General features: G+C 73.8%; 10 protein-coding genes and 1 tRNA gene. 8 read left to right on the top strand and 3 right to left on the bottom strand.

All coding sequences use genetic code 11. The features are described 5' to 3' along the window. Positions 1-20: 20 nt before the first annotated feature. From QPK52_RS22695 to QPK52_RS22710, 4 genes are all read left to right on the top strand, one after another. Positions 21-1,031, top strand: a complete 1,011-nt coding sequence (locus tag QPK52_RS22695; RefSeq protein WP_410539293.1) for a carbohydrate ABC transporter permease — start codon at positions 21-23, stop codon at positions 1,029-1,031. Next, positions 1,028-1,936 carry a carbohydrate ABC transporter permease gene (locus tag QPK52_RS22700; protein WP_410539295.1) on the top strand — a complete coding sequence of 303 codons (909 nt, stop codon included), beginning with the start codon at positions 1,028-1,030 and terminating at the stop codon, positions 1,934-1,936. The genes QPK52_RS22695 and QPK52_RS22700 overlap by 4 nt, the downstream gene beginning before the upstream one ends. Then, complete coding sequence (locus QPK52_RS22705; protein WP_410539296.1) at positions 1,933-2,601, top strand: hypothetical protein; 669 nt, start codon at positions 1,933-1,935, stop codon at positions 2,599-2,601. Before QPK52_RS22700 ends, QPK52_RS22705 begins: the two co-directional genes overlap by 4 nt. Before the next feature lie 87 nt (positions 2,602-2,688). After that, a complete protein-coding gene (locus QPK52_RS22710; RefSeq protein WP_410539297.1) occupies positions 2,689-5,445 on the top strand; it encodes a Tat pathway signal sequence domain protein in 2,757 nt (918 codons plus the stop codon). Between the two features lie 122 nt (positions 5,446-5,567). Here the strand turns inward: QPK52_RS22710 and QPK52_RS22715 are convergent, their stop codons facing one another. Continuing rightward, on the bottom strand, positions 5,568-8,162 hold the full coding sequence (locus QPK52_RS22715; RefSeq protein WP_410539298.1) for an SCO7613 C-terminal domain-containing membrane protein: 2,595 nt from the start codon (positions 8,160-8,162) through the stop codon (positions 5,568-5,570). 77 nt (positions 8,163-8,239) lie between these two features. On the opposite strand from QPK52_RS22715, the gene QPK52_RS22720 reads away from it, so the two are divergent. Together QPK52_RS22720 and QPK52_RS22725 are read left to right on the top strand one after the other, a co-directional pair. Continuing rightward, positions 8,240-8,761, top strand: coding sequence for an SRPBCC family protein (locus tag QPK52_RS22720; protein WP_410539299.1), 522 nt, complete (start codon positions 8,240-8,242; stop codon positions 8,759-8,761). 48 nt (positions 8,762-8,809) lie between these two features. Next, positions 8,810-8,881, top strand: a tRNA-Val gene (locus QPK52_RS22725). Between the two features lie 95 nt (positions 8,882-8,976). Here QPK52_RS22725 and QPK52_RS22730 read toward each other — a convergent pair. Continuing rightward, the gene (locus tag QPK52_RS22730) at positions 8,977-9,702 is read right to left on the bottom strand and encodes an exonuclease domain-containing protein (RefSeq protein WP_410539301.1); all 726 of its coding nucleotides are present in this window, start codon (positions 9,700-9,702) and stop codon (positions 8,977-8,979) included. A 251-nt stretch (positions 9,703-9,953) separates the two neighbouring features. Between QPK52_RS22730 and thrS the strand changes: the two genes are divergently transcribed. Together thrS and QPK52_RS22740 are read left to right on the top strand one after the other, a co-directional pair. Next, positions 9,954-11,933 (top strand): threonine--tRNA ligase, encoded by a 1,980-nt coding sequence (gene thrS / locus QPK52_RS22735; RefSeq protein ID WP_410539303.1) that lies wholly within the window; start codon positions 9,954-9,956, stop codon positions 11,931-11,933. A 101-nt stretch (positions 11,934-12,034) separates the two neighbouring features. Continuing rightward, a complete protein-coding gene (locus QPK52_RS22740; RefSeq protein WP_410539304.1) occupies positions 12,035-12,598 on the top strand; it encodes an HIT family protein in 564 nt (187 codons plus the stop codon). Positions 12,599-12,722: 124 nt separating this feature from the next. Here QPK52_RS22740 and QPK52_RS22745 read toward each other — a convergent pair whose 3' ends face one another. Continuing rightward, positions 12,723-14,390 (bottom strand): hypothetical protein, encoded by a 1,668-nt coding sequence (locus QPK52_RS22745; RefSeq protein WP_410539305.1) that lies wholly within the window; start codon positions 14,388-14,390, stop codon positions 12,723-12,725. Positions 14,391-14,400 lie beyond the last annotated feature (10 nt).

A 14,400-nucleotide genomic window follows, 5' to 3' on the forward strand; every position in this document is an offset into this window, starting at 1 on the left:
CCCGAGGAGAACGTCCCGTGATGCGTACCGACACCCCCGCACCGGCCGGGGCGGAGGGGGAGCGGGCGGTGGAGACCCCCCGCCGCCCCGCCCCGTCCGCCCCCGCCCCCCGGCCCGCCTCCACCGCGCGGCGGCGGGCCCGCCGGGAGACCCTGGCCGGCTACCTGTTCCTCTCCCCGTGGTGCGTCGGCATCCTGCTGCTGACGCTGGGGCCGATGCTCGTCTCGCTCTACCTGGCCTTCACCGACTACAACCTCTTCGACTCGCCCCGCTGGGTGGGTCTGGCGAACTTCTCCGAGATGTTCTCCGACGGCCGCTGGTGGACGTCGGTCCGGGTCACGGCCGTGTTCGTGCTGATCGCCACCCCGCTCAAGCTCGCGGTCGCGCTCGGCGTGGCGATGCTGCTGGTGCGGCCCCGCAAGGGGCAGGGCTTCTACCGCTCGGCGTTCTACGCCCCCTCGCTGATCGGGGCGAGCGTGAGCATCGGCATCGTCTGGCGGGCCCTGTTCCAGGACGACGCGGTCGTCGACCGGTCCCTGAGCCTGTTCGGCTGGGACGGCGGCGGCTGGGTCGGCGACCCGGACTGGTCGATGCCCACCCTGATCGCCCTGTCGGCCTGGCAGTTCGGTGCGCCGATGGTCATCTTCCTGGCCGGCCTCAAGCAGGTGCCGCGCGAGCTGTACGAGGCGGCCGAGGTGGACGGAGCCGGCGCCTGGCGGCGGTTCCGCTCCATCACCCTGCCGATGATCTCCCCGGTACTCTTCTTCAACCTGTTGCTGGAGATCATCCACTCCTTCCAGATCTTCACCTCCGCGCTCGTGATCGCCGGACCCGGCGGCGGACGCGCGGGCGGCCCCGGCGACTCGCTGCTCGTCTACACCTGGTACCTGTACGAGCAGGGCTTTTCCAACCTGCGCATGGGCTACGCCTCCGCGATGGCCTGGATGCTGCTCGCCGGGATCGCCGTGGTGACCGCCGTGCTGTTCTGGTCCCAGCGCCGCTGGGTGCACTACGAGGAGGGGGGCCGATGAGCGCGCCCACCGGCACCGTCCGTACCGCCCGTCCCGTCCGCCCCCCGCGCGGCGGGGCCGGCGCCCCGGCGCGCCGCGGTGCGCGGTCGGTCCTGTGGCACCTGGGGGCGCTGGCCCTCCTGGCCGTGGTGCTCTACCCGGTGGTGTGGGTGCTGGGCGGCTCCCTCAAGCCGGGCAACGAGATCGTGGGCAGCCTCGAACTGCTGCCCACCGACCCGATCACCGACAACTACGAGCGGCTCGCCGACGGGATCGCGGGCATCGGCATCGAGACGTTCTTCCTCAACTCGCTGCTGGTGGCGCTGGGTTCGGTGATCGGTGTGCTGTTCTCCTGCTCGCTGGCCGCGTACGCCTTCGCCCGGATCCGCTTCGCGGGCCGCAACGTGCTGTTCACGCTGATGATCGGCACCCTGCTGCTGCCCGTCCACGTGCTGCTGGTGCCGCAGTACGTGCTGTTCCAGAAGATGGAGCTGATCAACACCTATGTGCCGCTGCTGCTGGGCAAGTTCCTCGCGGTGGACGCCTTCTTCGTCTTCCTGATGGTGCAGTTCATGCGCAACCTCCCCAGGGAACTGGACGAGGCGGCCCGCATCGACGGCTGCGGCCACTGGCGGATCTACTGGACGATCGTGCTGCCGCTGTGCCGCCCGGCGCTGATCACCAGTGCCATCTTCAGCTTCATCTGGGCCTGGAACGACTTCCTCGGGCCGCTGATCTACCTCAACGAGCCCGACAAGTACACCGTCTCGCTCGGTCTGAAGATGTTCATGGACCAGGACAGCCTCGCCGACTACGGCGGCATGATCGCCATGTCGGTCGCGGCCCTGCTGCCGGTGCTGCTGTTCTTCCTGGCCTTCCAGCGCTACCTCGTCGAGGGCGCGGCCACCTCGGGGCTCAAGGGATGAGCGGGGCGGGCGCCGCGGCGCGGGCTTACGCGGACACTTCCCCGGACACATCCCCGGACACCGCCGCGGGCGCCGCCGGAAGTGCGGACCGGCGGCCCCTCGCCGCCCGGTTCGCGCTCTTCGCCGAGTGCCTGCTGGCCGGGGTGTGGCTGCTGCTCGCCGCGCTCGCGCTGGTGACGGCGCTGCCCGCGTTCGCCGCCGCCTGCGGGCACCTGCGGCGGTACCTGGACGCCGAGCGGGCGGGGTGGCGGGAGTTCGCCGCCGAGTGGGCGGCGGCCGTACGCACCGGCTGGCGGTTCTCGCTGCTGTGGTGGGCCGCCCTGGCGCTGCTCGCCTTCGACCTGCGGGTGGTCTCCTCCGGGCTGCTGCCCGGAGGCCCCGTGGTGGCCGCGGTCGGCGCCGTCACGGCCGCCGCCGCGGTGGCCGTGGTGGTCACCGGGCTGCGCACCGCCGCAGCCTGGCGCCCCGGCGCGGACTGGTTCCGCACCGGCCGGGCCGCCGTCCTGCGCACCCTGCGCACCGAGCCGGGCGGCTCGCTGCTGCTGGCCGGAGGGCTGGCCGTGGTCGGCGTCGCCGCATGGATGCTGCCGCCCCTGGCCGCCCCGGCGCTCGGCTGCCTGGCCGCCTGCGCGGTCGCCGCCGAGCGGCGGTACGGCCGCCCCTGACCGCATTCCCGACCCGGCCGTCCGGCGCCACCGCCGGGCGGCCGGCACCTCGAACTGTCATGGCCCTGACATCAGAATGGGAGCGTCATGTCCCCGATCCCCAGACGGAACGTGCTCCAGGCCGCCGCGGTCGCCGGCGCCGCCGCCCACGCCTCCTGGCTGCTCGGCGGGACCCCCGCCCACGCGGCCCGCCCGGCCGGCGCCGCCACCGGCACCAAGGGAGCCGACGGCCCGGTGGAGATCACCTGGCTGGAGGACGGCGGCCTCGGCGAGGCCCCCGGCAACACCTTCGGAGTGCCCTGGCCCATGGGCGCCCTGAAGGCCGGCACCCCCTTCTCGCTCAGCGCCGCGGACGGCACCGCCGTCCCCGTCCAGACCTGGCCCACCGCGTACTGGCCCGACGGCACCCTGAAGTGGACCGCGCACGCCGTCGGCCCCCAGGCCGGGAACGCCGCCTCCTACCGCCTCACCCCCGGCGACGCGCCCGCCGCACCCGCCAAGGCCCTCACCGTCACCCGCAAAGGCGGCGACGTCGTGGTGGACACCGGTACCGTCACCGCCCGCATCGGCGGGGACGGCGGATCCCTGGTGAAGTCGGTGCGCCGGGGCTCCACCGAGATCGCCCGCGACGGCCGCCTGGTCCTGCTCCGCCAGGGGAGGATCGACGACGGCGACCAGGGCACGCAGAAGTGGCAGCGCTTCGACGGCGACATCGAGAAGGTCGCCGTCGAACAGGACGGCCCCGTCCGCGCGGTGGTCCGCGTCGACGGCAGGCACCGCCGGGGGAGCCGCGGCTGGCTGCCGTTCTCCGTCCGCCTGTACTTCCACGCCGGATCCGACGCCTTCCGGATGCTGCACACCGTCACCTTCGACGGCGACGAGCACGAGGACTTCGTCCGCGGCCTCGGCGTGCGCTTCACCGTACCCATGCGCGACGAGCACCACGACCGCCACGTCCGTCTCGGCGGTGAGGGCCGCGGTCTGCTGTCGGAGGCGGTCAGGGGCATCACCGGACTGCGCCGCGACCCCGGCGCCGAGGTCCGCGCCAAGCAGGTCAGGGGTGAGAGGCTGCCCGATCCCGCCACCTGGGACCAGCGTGTCACCAGCCGGCTGCACCTCATCCCCACCTGGGGCGACTACACCCTCGCCCAGCTCTCCGCCGACGGCTTCACCGTGCGCAAGCGCACCAAGCCCGGCCACGGCTGGATCGCCGCGGGCGGCGGGCGCCGCGCCTCGGGCTTCGGCTACGTCGGCGGGGCCGGCGGCGGACTCTCCTTCGGACTGCGCGACTTCTGGCGCAAGCACCCCGCCCAGCTCGACGTACGCGGCGCCGCCACGGACGAGGCCGAGGTCACCCTCTGGCTGTGGTCGCCCGAGGCGCAGCCGATGGACCTGCGCTTCTACCACGATGGCATGGGCCAGGACACCCACGCCGAGCAGCTCGAGGGCCTCAACATCACCTACGAGGACTACGAACCCGGCTTCGGAACCCCCTACGGCATCGCCCGCACCAGCGAGCTGATGTTCTGGGCCAACGCCGCCACCCCCGCCGCCGAGACCCTCGCCCGCCAGGCCGAGGCCGTGCAGACCCCACCGCAGCTGGCCGCCCCGCCCGCGCACCTGGCCGCCGCCGGAGTCCTCGGCGCACTGTTCGCCCCCGTCGACCGCTCCACACCCGCGAAGGCGAGGCTGGAGGACCACCTGGACTTCCTCTTCGACTACTACCGCGACCAGGTGGAGCAGCGCCGCTGGTACGGCTTCTGGGACTACGGCGACATCATGCACACCTACGACGCGGACCGGCACCAGTGGCGCTACGACGTCGGCGGTTACGCCTGGGACAACTCCGAGCTCTCCCCGGACCTGTGGCTGTGGTACGCCTACCTGCGCTCCGGACGCGCCGACGTCTTCCGCTTCGCCGAGGCCATGACCCGCCACACCGGCGAGGTCGACGTCTACCACCTGGGCAAGTGGGCCGGGCTCGGCACCCGCCACGGCGTGCAGCACTACGCCGACAGCGCCAAGCAGCAGCGCATCTCCACCGCCGTCTACCGCCGCCCGTACTACTTCCTCACCGCCGACGAGCGCTGCGGCGACCTGATGCACGCCCTGGTCGACTCCGACGAGACCTTCCTCGCCCTCGACCCGCTGCGCAAGATCCGCACCGAGCCCTACGAGCCCGACCCCCGGGCGCTGGGCATCGGGCTGGGCACCGACTGGAGCGGGCTGGCCGCCGCCTGGCTCACCGAGTGGGAGCGCCGCGGCCCCAAGGCGGAGAGGGCCGAGAAGAAGCTGAAGGCCACCATGCGCACCATCGCGCGGATGCCCAACGGGTTCTGCACCGGCGAGGGCCGCTACGACATCGAGACCGGGGAGTTCGCCGAGGCGGAGAAGAAGGTCTCGATGAGCCATCTGAGCGCGATGTTCGGGCAGGTGGAGATCTGCGCCGAGCTGATCCACCTCACCGACGTGGAAGGCTTCGAGGAGGCCTGGCTCCAGTACTGCCGCCTCTACGGCGCCACCCGGGCCGAGCAGCAGGCCGAACTCGGCGGCTACGCCACCAACCTCATCCTCCAGCAGGGCCATTCCCGCCTCACCGCCTACGCGGCCTCCCGGCTGAAGGACGAGCGGGAGAAGTACGGCACCCGGGCCTGGCGCGAGTTCTTCACCAAGGACGCCTGGGGTTACAGCGAGTCCTCCCCCTGGAAGACGGAGAAGATCAGCGGGCCCATGGCCCTGGTCGAGGGCAGCGGGGCCGCCTGGGTGGACACCAACACCACCGCCCTGTACGGCCTGGCCGCCATCCAGAACCTCGCCCTGATCGGGGACCTCCTACCCGAGTGAGGCCGGCCGGACCGGGGCGGACGGTCCAGGCTCCCGTCCGCCCCGTCCGCCCCTTCCGGTCCGGCCCGGTCCGGCCCGCTTCCGCTCCTGCCGCTTCCGGGATCGCCGCAGCCACCGGGCCGTCAGCGCATCCGGCCCACCGCGCGGCGCAGCCGCCGCGCTTCCCGCAGCCGCCGCTCGTAGGTCGCGCCGAGGGCCAGGAGCAGTACGCCCGCGGCGGCCGGCGGCGCCCACCGGGGGAGGAGCCCGGCCACCTGGACGACGTAGGGGGCCAGTTCGTGCACGGCGACCAGCGCGGCGGTGCCCCCGCCCATCAGCAGCGGGGCCTTCAGCCGCGACCGCGCGCCCAGCACCGTCAGGGCCAGTGCGGCGGTGCCCAGCAGCAGCGGGCGCAGCCAGTGCGTGTCCAGCCAGACCGCCACCAGGCTCGGCACCAGCGTCGTCGCCAGCCCGGGGCCGTACGCCGCCCAGGAGGAGACCTCCGGCCGGATCCGGTGCAGATGGCCGACGGCCAGCGCGGGGATCGTGACCGGCAGGGTGTACGCCTCCGGCGAGGTCACCTCCCAGCTCCCCAGCCGCACCCACCAGGCCAGCACCAGCAGCAAGCCCCCGGCGTACGCCGCGACCGGCCGGCGCTCCGCGCGCAGCGCCACGCCCCCCGCCGCCACCCCGCACAGGGCCAGCGCCAGGGAGAGCGCGACGGGCTCCGCGACCGTCAGCGCGACGGCCGCGGCGGCGACGGCGTACCCGGCGCACTCCACCGGCGCCCCGGTCGGACGCGCCCGCAGCCGGGCGGCCAGGGGCACCGTGGCGACCGCGGCGCCCAGCACCGCGAACGCCGCCCGGTGGGGCGGTGCGCCCAGGGACAGGGGTACGGCGGCCGCGAACGCGCCCGACCACAGCACCGCCGCCACGGCCACCGCCGGACCCACCGGCGCGGAGGCGCGCGCGGCCACCGCCGCCCCGGCGAAGGCCGCGGCCAGCGTGCCCAGGACGGCCACCGTCATCGCCGGTTCGGCCAGGGACCAGCCGCCCACCGCCACGGCCGCCGCCAGCGCGGTCACAGGAGCCGGCCAGGCCGTACCCGACCCGGCCGTGTCGGGTGCGGCCGGGTGCGGCCGGACAGGGCTCACCGAGACGGCCAGCAGCACCACCACCTCTGCCAGCAGCAGCACCACGGCCACCCGGTACGGCAGGTCCAGCACCACCGGCAGTACGGCCGCCGCCGCGGCCGCCGCCACCAGCGCGCCCCCTCGGGCCCGCGCGCGCCACTCCCGCGGCACCCGCGCCCCCGCCCCCGGGCCCCACCCCACCGCGGCCGACACCGCCGCCAGTGCGCCCAGCACCGCCGGCAGCGCCATCCCGTACGGCCAGCCCAGTCCCGGAGCGACCGCGGCCCGGGCGCCCTGCGGCGCACCGTCCCACACCCCGAACACCCACCCCAGCGGCCCCAGCACCAGCCGTGCCACGGCGGGCAGCGCCCACAGCGCGGCACCGGCGCACACCGCGGCGGACGCCAGTCGCAGCCCCGCCGCCACGGACCGTTCCCTCACCGGGACCGCCCCCAGCGCCATCGCGCACAGGAGGAAGCCCAGCACCGGCCACCCCGGCTCCGGCAACGCCCCCGTTCCCCGCAGCGCGCCACCACCCGCCACCAGCACGGCCAGCCCCGCCACCGCGGCGGGCACCACCGCGGCGGGCGCCACCGCCGAGGGCGCCGCCGCATCCGTGCGGGCGGTGATCCGGGCGAGACGGCGGGCCGCGTACAGCAGCACCGCCGCGGCCGCCGCGAGCAGCGCCGCCGAGTGCGCGGACCCGGCCCACCCCCTCGCCGTCAGGGCCAGTACGGCGGCGGTCAGCAGCCCCGGGACCCCCAGCGCGCACCCCGCGGCGAGAGCCGTCACCGCCACCGCCCGCCGTCCGGCGCACCACAGTGCCACCGCCGCATCACCGGCCGCCGTCGCCAGCAGCGCCCAGGAGAACGCGTACGGGCCGCCGCCCGCGCTCAGCGCCCACAGCGGCAGCGGGAGCTGGGCCAGGCACACGGCGACGGGCAGCGGACCGCGCAGCCGGGGCAGCGCCGCCCCGTACCCCGCCCAGAGCGCGGCGGTCACGGCCGCCGCCACCGCCGCGTAGCCGGCGTCGCCGGCCTCCGGCAGCGCCACCCGGTGCAGTGCGTAGGCGTCGAGCAGCAGCAGGACCAGCCCCAGCGACGCCACCGCCTCGGCCGTCGCGGTCAGCCCGCGGCGGGTCAGCGCCGCGGGCACGCCCAGCCCCAGAAGCGTCAGCGCGCCCAGCACGGCCGCGCGCCCTCCGATGCCCAGCCGGCCCCAGCTCACCAGCGTGAAGGCGGTCACCGCGACCGCCAGCAGCACCCCGCCGAGGGCCAGCAGCACGTTCCGCGCGGTCGGCGGGGCGGGCGGCGGTGCGGTCGATCGGCCGGGCGGACCGGCCGGGGGAACGCGAGGGGCGGTGTCCGCCCGGCCGCCGCCCCCGGAGCCGGGGGCGCGCAACCCGGCCAGCAACTGCCCGCGCCAGGACAGCAGTTCGGTGCGCCGGGCCTCCAGCCGCCACAACTCCGCGTCGATCTCCCGCACCTGCTGCGGCACCTGACCGGTGAGCGGCAGCGCGCACCGGGGGCAGGCGGCCGCCGGCGCACCGGGAACGAGTGGCAGGGAGCAACCGGGGCAGTAGGCAGGCGGTGGGAGGTTCGGCATGCGCGGAGTGTGGCGCGTACGAGGGCGATCGGACATGCGCGGTGGTACTCAGGGCCTTCTGAGTACCACCGCGCCCCGTGCGGAGGGAGGGTGACGCGGTGGGCCTGAGCCACTACCGCTTCCGCAGCGTCTGGGATCTGGACACACCGCCCGGGGACGTCTACGCCGTCCTGGAGCGGGCCGGGGAGTACCCCGAGTGGTGGCCGCAGGTGCGCGAGGTCGTCTGGCGGGGGGACGGCGGCGGGGGAGGAGAGCGGGCGGCCGGCTCCGCCCGTGTCCGCTCCCTGCTCCCCTACGACCTGCGGATCACCGCCCGGCTCACCCTCCGCGACCCCGCCGCCCGGGCTCTGGCGATCGAGATGGACGGCGACCTGGCAGGCTGGGCCCGCTGGCGGCTCGCCCCGCGCGCCGCCACCGGCACCCGGGCCGTCTTCGAGCAGGAGGTGGAGGCCCGCAGACCCCTCCTGCGGCTGCTGGCGCTGCCCGGCCGTCCGCTGTTCGCGGCCAACCACGCGCTGATGATGCGCGCCGGGCACCGCGGGCTGCGCCGCCGGCTGGGGGAGGGGCCGCCGGGAGGGCGCGGGAAGGAGTTTGGATGAACACCCGCGGTCCCTGTATGGTTCTCGTCGTGCCGCAGGGCACCGCAAGGGCGATTAGCTCAGCGGGAGAGCGCTTCGTTCACACCGAAGAGGTCACTGGTTCGATCCCAGTATCGCCCACCGCCCGGGAGGCCGGTTCCGTCCGACGGAACCGGCCTCCCGCGTTTCGCGCCCACGCTCCCGGTCGCCTCCTCCGGGACGGCTCCGGACCGCTCTCAGACCGCGGCCGGGAGCTCCGTCCGCAGCGGCCACGCCGGATCGACCACCTCGTCGGACCCGTTGCGGGCGAACCACGCCTGCAATCCGCGTGCCTGGGCCGCGTGCCAGACCGACTGCAGGGTGTGCAGCTCGGCCGGCGACAGCGAGGACAGCCGCCGCGAGTGGCGGTGCCCCACCTCCCGCACGACCTCCAGCGCCGCCGTGGCGTCCGCGGCGGCGTCATGGGCCTCGGCCAGTTCCACGCCGTAGTGCTCGCACAGCGCGGCCAGGGTGCGGCGGCCCTTGCGGTAGCGGTCCAGGTGCTTGTCCAGCACCCGCGGGTCGAGTACGCACAGCGGCCCGGACCCTGCGGTGTCGCTCAGCGAGGCGCCGTGGTGCCGCCGCAGTTCCCGGTCCAGCAGCGTCAGGTCGAACGGCGCGTTCATCACCACCAGCGGCAGCCCCTCGGCGGCACGCTCCGCCAGGGCCACCGCGATCTCCCCGAGAGCCTCCGCGGGGCGGCGGCCGTGCTCGCGCAGATGCTCCCCGGTCAGGCCGTGCACCGCCGCCGCCCGTTCGGGCACCGGCACCCCCGGGTCCACCAGCCAGCGCGCGGCGCGCACCGGCCCTCCCGGCGCGTCCTGCACCACCAGCGCGGCCGAGACGATCCGGTCCCGCTCCGGGTCCACCCCCGTGGTCTCGGTGTCGAATGCGGCGAGCGGCCCCTCGTACCACACCGTCATGCTCTCGTTCCCCTCCGTGTCGAGACCGGGACCGTCCCGGCGGGCGGGCGCACACGGCGGCGCGTACGCCCGTCGCCCGTCTTGATACCTCACCCGGCTCGCGGCCAACCCCGGCCTCCCTGGACCGGGCCGCGACCGTTTCGCGGCCGGGGCGTCCGGCTCGGTACGATTCACGGTGCGCGGCGATCGCCCGCGCCTCGGGCGTATCCCGAGACGGGGAGACCCGAGACGACAGCAGTCAGGAGAGACCGGTGGCGGACGTCCGTGTGATCATCCAACGCGATTCCGAGCGGGAAGAACGCGTGGTGACCACGGGCACCACGGCCGCCGATCTCTTCGCCGGCGACCGCTCGGTCGTCGCCGCCCGCGTCGGCGGGCGGCTGAAGGACCTGGCGTACGCCGTCGCCGACGGCGACGAGGTCGAGCCCGTGGAGATCTCCTCCGAGGACGGGCTGAACATCCTGCGGCACTCCACCGCGCACGTCATGGCCCAGGCCGTGCAGGACCTCTTCCCCGAGGCCAAGCTCGGCATCGGCCCGCCGGTCAAGGACGGCTTCTACTACGACTTCGACGTCGCCGAGCCGTTCACCCCGGACGACCTCAAGCGCATCGAGAAGCGGATGCAGGAGATCGTCAAGCGCGGCCAGCGCTTCTCCCGCCGCGTGACCGGCGACGAGGAGGCCCGCGAGGAGCTGGCCGGCGAGCCGTACAAGCTGGAGCTGATCGGCCTCAAGGGCAATGCGGCCGAGGCCGCCGAGGGGGCGTCGGCCGAGGTCGGCGCGGGCGAGCTGACCATCTACGACAACCTCGACGCCAAGACCGGCGAGCTGTGCTGGAAGGACCTGTGCCGCGGCCCGCACCTGCCCACCACCCGCAACATCCCGGCCTTCAAGCTGATGCGGTCGGCCGCCGCGTACTGGCGGGGCAGCGAGAAGAACCCGCAGCTCCAGCGGATCTACGGCACCGCCTGGCCGTCGAAGGACGAGCTGAAGGCGTACCTGGAGTTCCTGGCGGAGGCCGAGAAGCGCGACCACCGCAGGCTCGGCGCGGAGCTGGACCTGTTCTCCGTCCCCGAGGACATCGGCTCCGGCCTGGCCGTCTTCCACCCCAGGGGCGGCATCATCCGCCGCACCATGGAGGACTACTCGCGCAGGCGGCACGAGGAGGCGGGCTACGAGTTCGTCTACACCCCGCACGCCACCAAGGGGAAGCTGTTCGAGAAGTCGGGCCACCTGGACTGGTACGCCGACGGCATGTACCCGCCCATGCAGCTCGACGAGGGCGTGGACTACTACCTCAAGCCCATGAACTGCCCCATGCACAACCTGATCTTCGACGCGCGGGGGCGCTCCTACCGCGAACTGCCGCTACGGCTGTTCGAGTTCGGCACCGTGTACCGCTACGAGAAGTCGGGCGTCGTCCACGGCCTGACCCGGGCGCGGGGCTTCACCCAGGACGACGCGCACATCTACTGCACCAAGGAGCAGATGGCGGACGAGCTCGACTCGCTGCTGACCTTCGTGCTGAACCTGCTGCGCGACTACGGCCTGGAGGACTTCTACCTGGAGCTGTCCACCAAGGACCCGGAGAAGTTCATCGGGACGGACGAGAACTGGGAGGAGGCCACCGAGACCCTGCGCCGGGCCGCCGAGAAGCAGGGTCTGGAGCTGGTCATGGACCCGGGCGGCGCCGCCTTCTACGGCCCGAAGATCTCGGTGCAGGCGCGCGACGCCATCGGCCGGACCTGGCAGATGTCGACCATCCAGGTCGACTTCAACCTCCCCGAGCGCTTCGACCTGGAGTACACCGCACCCGACGGCTCCCGGCAGCGGCCGGTGATGATCCACCGCGCGCTGTTCGGCTCCATCGAGCGGTTCTTCGCCGTGCTGCTGGAGCACTACGCGGGCGCCTTCCCGGCCTGGCTGGCCCCGGTCCAGGCGGTCGGCATCCCGATCGGCGACACCCATGTGCCCTACCTGGAGGAGTTCGCGGCCAAGGCGAAGGCGAAGGGGCTGCGGGTGGAGGTGGACTCCTCCTCGGACCGGATGCAGAAGAAGATCAGGAACGCCCAGAAGAGCAAGGTGCCGTTCATGGTCATCGCCGGTGACGAGGACATGGCCAACGGCGCGGTCAGCTTCCGCTACCGCGACGGCTCGCAGAAGAACGGCGTGCCGGTCGACGAGGCGATCGCGGAGATCGCCAAGGCCGTCGAGGACCGCGTCCAGGTCTGACCGCCTGCGAAGGCGTGCTTCCGGAGCGCCGGCGCTCCGGAAGCACGCCTTCCTTCGTCGTCGTCCCGCCCCACCGGCCCGCCGCGGCCCGGTGAAGTCCTATGCTGGCCCGCATGAGCAGCGAGCCGGAGCAGCAGATCGGAGTGGGGTCGCCGGACGCCTTCCAGCGCCTGTGGACGCCTCACCGGATGGCCTACATCCAGGGGGAGAACAAGCCGAGCGGCCCGGGCGCCGGTGACGGCTGCCCGTTCTGCACGATCCCGGCCAAGTCCGACGAGGACGGACTGGTGATCGCCCGGGGCGAGCTGGTGTACGCGGTGCTCAACCTCTACCCGTACAACGGCGGCCATCTGATGGTGGTGCCCTTCCGGCACGTCGCCGACTACACCGACCTCACCGAGGAGGAGACGGTGGAGCTGGGCGACTACACCAAGCGGGCCATGAAGGCGCTGCGCGCGGCCTCCGGGGCGCAGGGGTTCAACATCGGCATGAACCAGGGCGAGGTCGCGGGCGCAGGGATCGCCGCCCACCTCCACCAGCACATCGTGCCGCGCTGGGGAGGCGACACCAACTTCATGCCGGTGGTGGGCCACACCAAGGTGCTGCCGCAACTGCTGGCCGACACCCGGCGGATGCTGGCCGAGAAGTGGCCCGCGGGGGCCTGAGGCGCCCCCGCCGCCGCACACACCGCACGCACCGCACGGACGACCGCGCGGGACCCGTACGACCGGAGGAACCGGTGCTCGTACGGGTCCCGCGCGGCCGTGCGCGAGGCCCCGGAGGGGCGGATCAGGCGTTGTACGCGTCGGCGTTGCCCGGCTCGGCGGCCTGCACCTGGCCGCTGAGGCTCAGGGAACGGGCGTTGAACTTCTCGGTGTCCACGTTGTTCTCCTTCAGCACCTTCAGGGCCGCCGCGTGCACCACCCGCAGCACCGGGGTGGCGGCGCGCAGGGCGTCGTCGGCCATGAAGCGGTGGCGCCAGGGCTTGTCGGCCCACACGTGCCGCAGCCCGAAGGGCTCGGGAAGCGTCAGCTTGCCGCCCAGGAAGTCCAGCACCGGCGGGAACCACGTCAGCGGGGCGCGCGCCGCCAGCCGCACCACCTCGCGGGCCTCGATCAGCGGCAGCTCGATGTCCTTGGTCTCCCAGAACCGGACGGTCTTGGAGACAGTCTTCTTCCTCGGCGACGGCTTGGAGAAGAACACCGGGTGCACCGGGCCGAGCGCGTGGCCGGTGACCTCGATGCGCAGGGTGTGGTGCAGCACGGTCACGTTGACCAGCAGGGTGAGCACGAGCTGGCCGTCCCACAGCACGAACTGGACGCCGAGGTAGTGGCGGTTGCCGCTGCCGAACTGCTGCTCGTTGCAGATCCGCTGGACCTCGAACTCCTTGACGCTGTACGCCTCGACGTTCTGGCCGTCGGGCCGGGAGACGTCCGAGGCGCCCTCCCCGACCGGGGCGACGACCCAGTGCCGGACGGAGGGCCTGGGGAAACCGCCCGTGTGCAGCGGGGTGCGCTCCAGCATCCGCAGCTGGTCGTGGATCGCGCGCGCCACGTCCCAGCTGCGGAAGGGGTTGATCTCGGTGCCGGGGGAGGCCGGCACCAGCTCCTCGGCGAGCTGCCAGCTCCCCCAGCGGGTGCCCATGCCGAGTATCCCCTTGGGGCCGGCGTAGAAGACCACGTTGCTGCGCTGCTCGGCCGTCAGCTTGGCCAGATTCAGCCTGATGCTCTCCGCGCCCGCGTCGCCGGGGGCGTGCGGCACCGCCTCGGGGATCTTGGCGCCGATGCCGCCGCCCGACAGCAGGCCCTCCCAGCGCGAGCGCAGGTCCTTGGCGTACCGCTCGCAGATCTGCTTGGCCAGCAGCCAGCCCACGACCGGGGCGACCAGCATCACGCGCAGATAGATCGCCCAGAAGCCGGTGAACGGCAGCTTCAGCACGAAGACCGCCGCCAGCACGCCGAGCGCGACGAGCACGCCCATGCCCAGCGCCCCGGCCCGGCGGTCCTGCGCGCCCGCCAGCGTCCGGCGCAGCTGGAAGCCCCCGAGCCACAGCAGGACGCCGGGCAGGAAGAGCACTCCGAAGAGCACCATCACCACCGTCAGCCGGGCGTCGCGCTCCCGGCGGATGCGGTTGGCCGCCAGGCAGTGCTCGACCACGACCTGCGGCTCGCAGCCGAAGGACTGGATCAGCGCCTTGCGGGCGCCGCCGAGCATCCGAGACTGGACCGCGCGGGAGAATGCCTCGCCCAGATTCGGCTCGAACAGCGAGAAGCGGGGCGCGGAGACCTTGGCGGAGTCGTTCGCCGCGAGCAGGTCCGTCACCGGGCCGTCGCGGTAGGCGGCCGAGGCCAGCGCCTGGGTGGCGGCGGTCTGCCCGCCGCCCGCGCCGGTCAACGGGACCTGCGCGCCGGGACTGAAGTCGTACGCGCCGCCCTCGACGTCATCGAAGCCCGCCAATGGTGCCCCC

Source organism: Streptomyces sp. KL2 (assembly GCF_046529545.1).
GTDB classification, from domain to species: Bacteria; Actinomycetota; Actinomycetes; order Streptomycetales; family Streptomycetaceae; genus Streptomyces; species Streptomyces radiopugnans.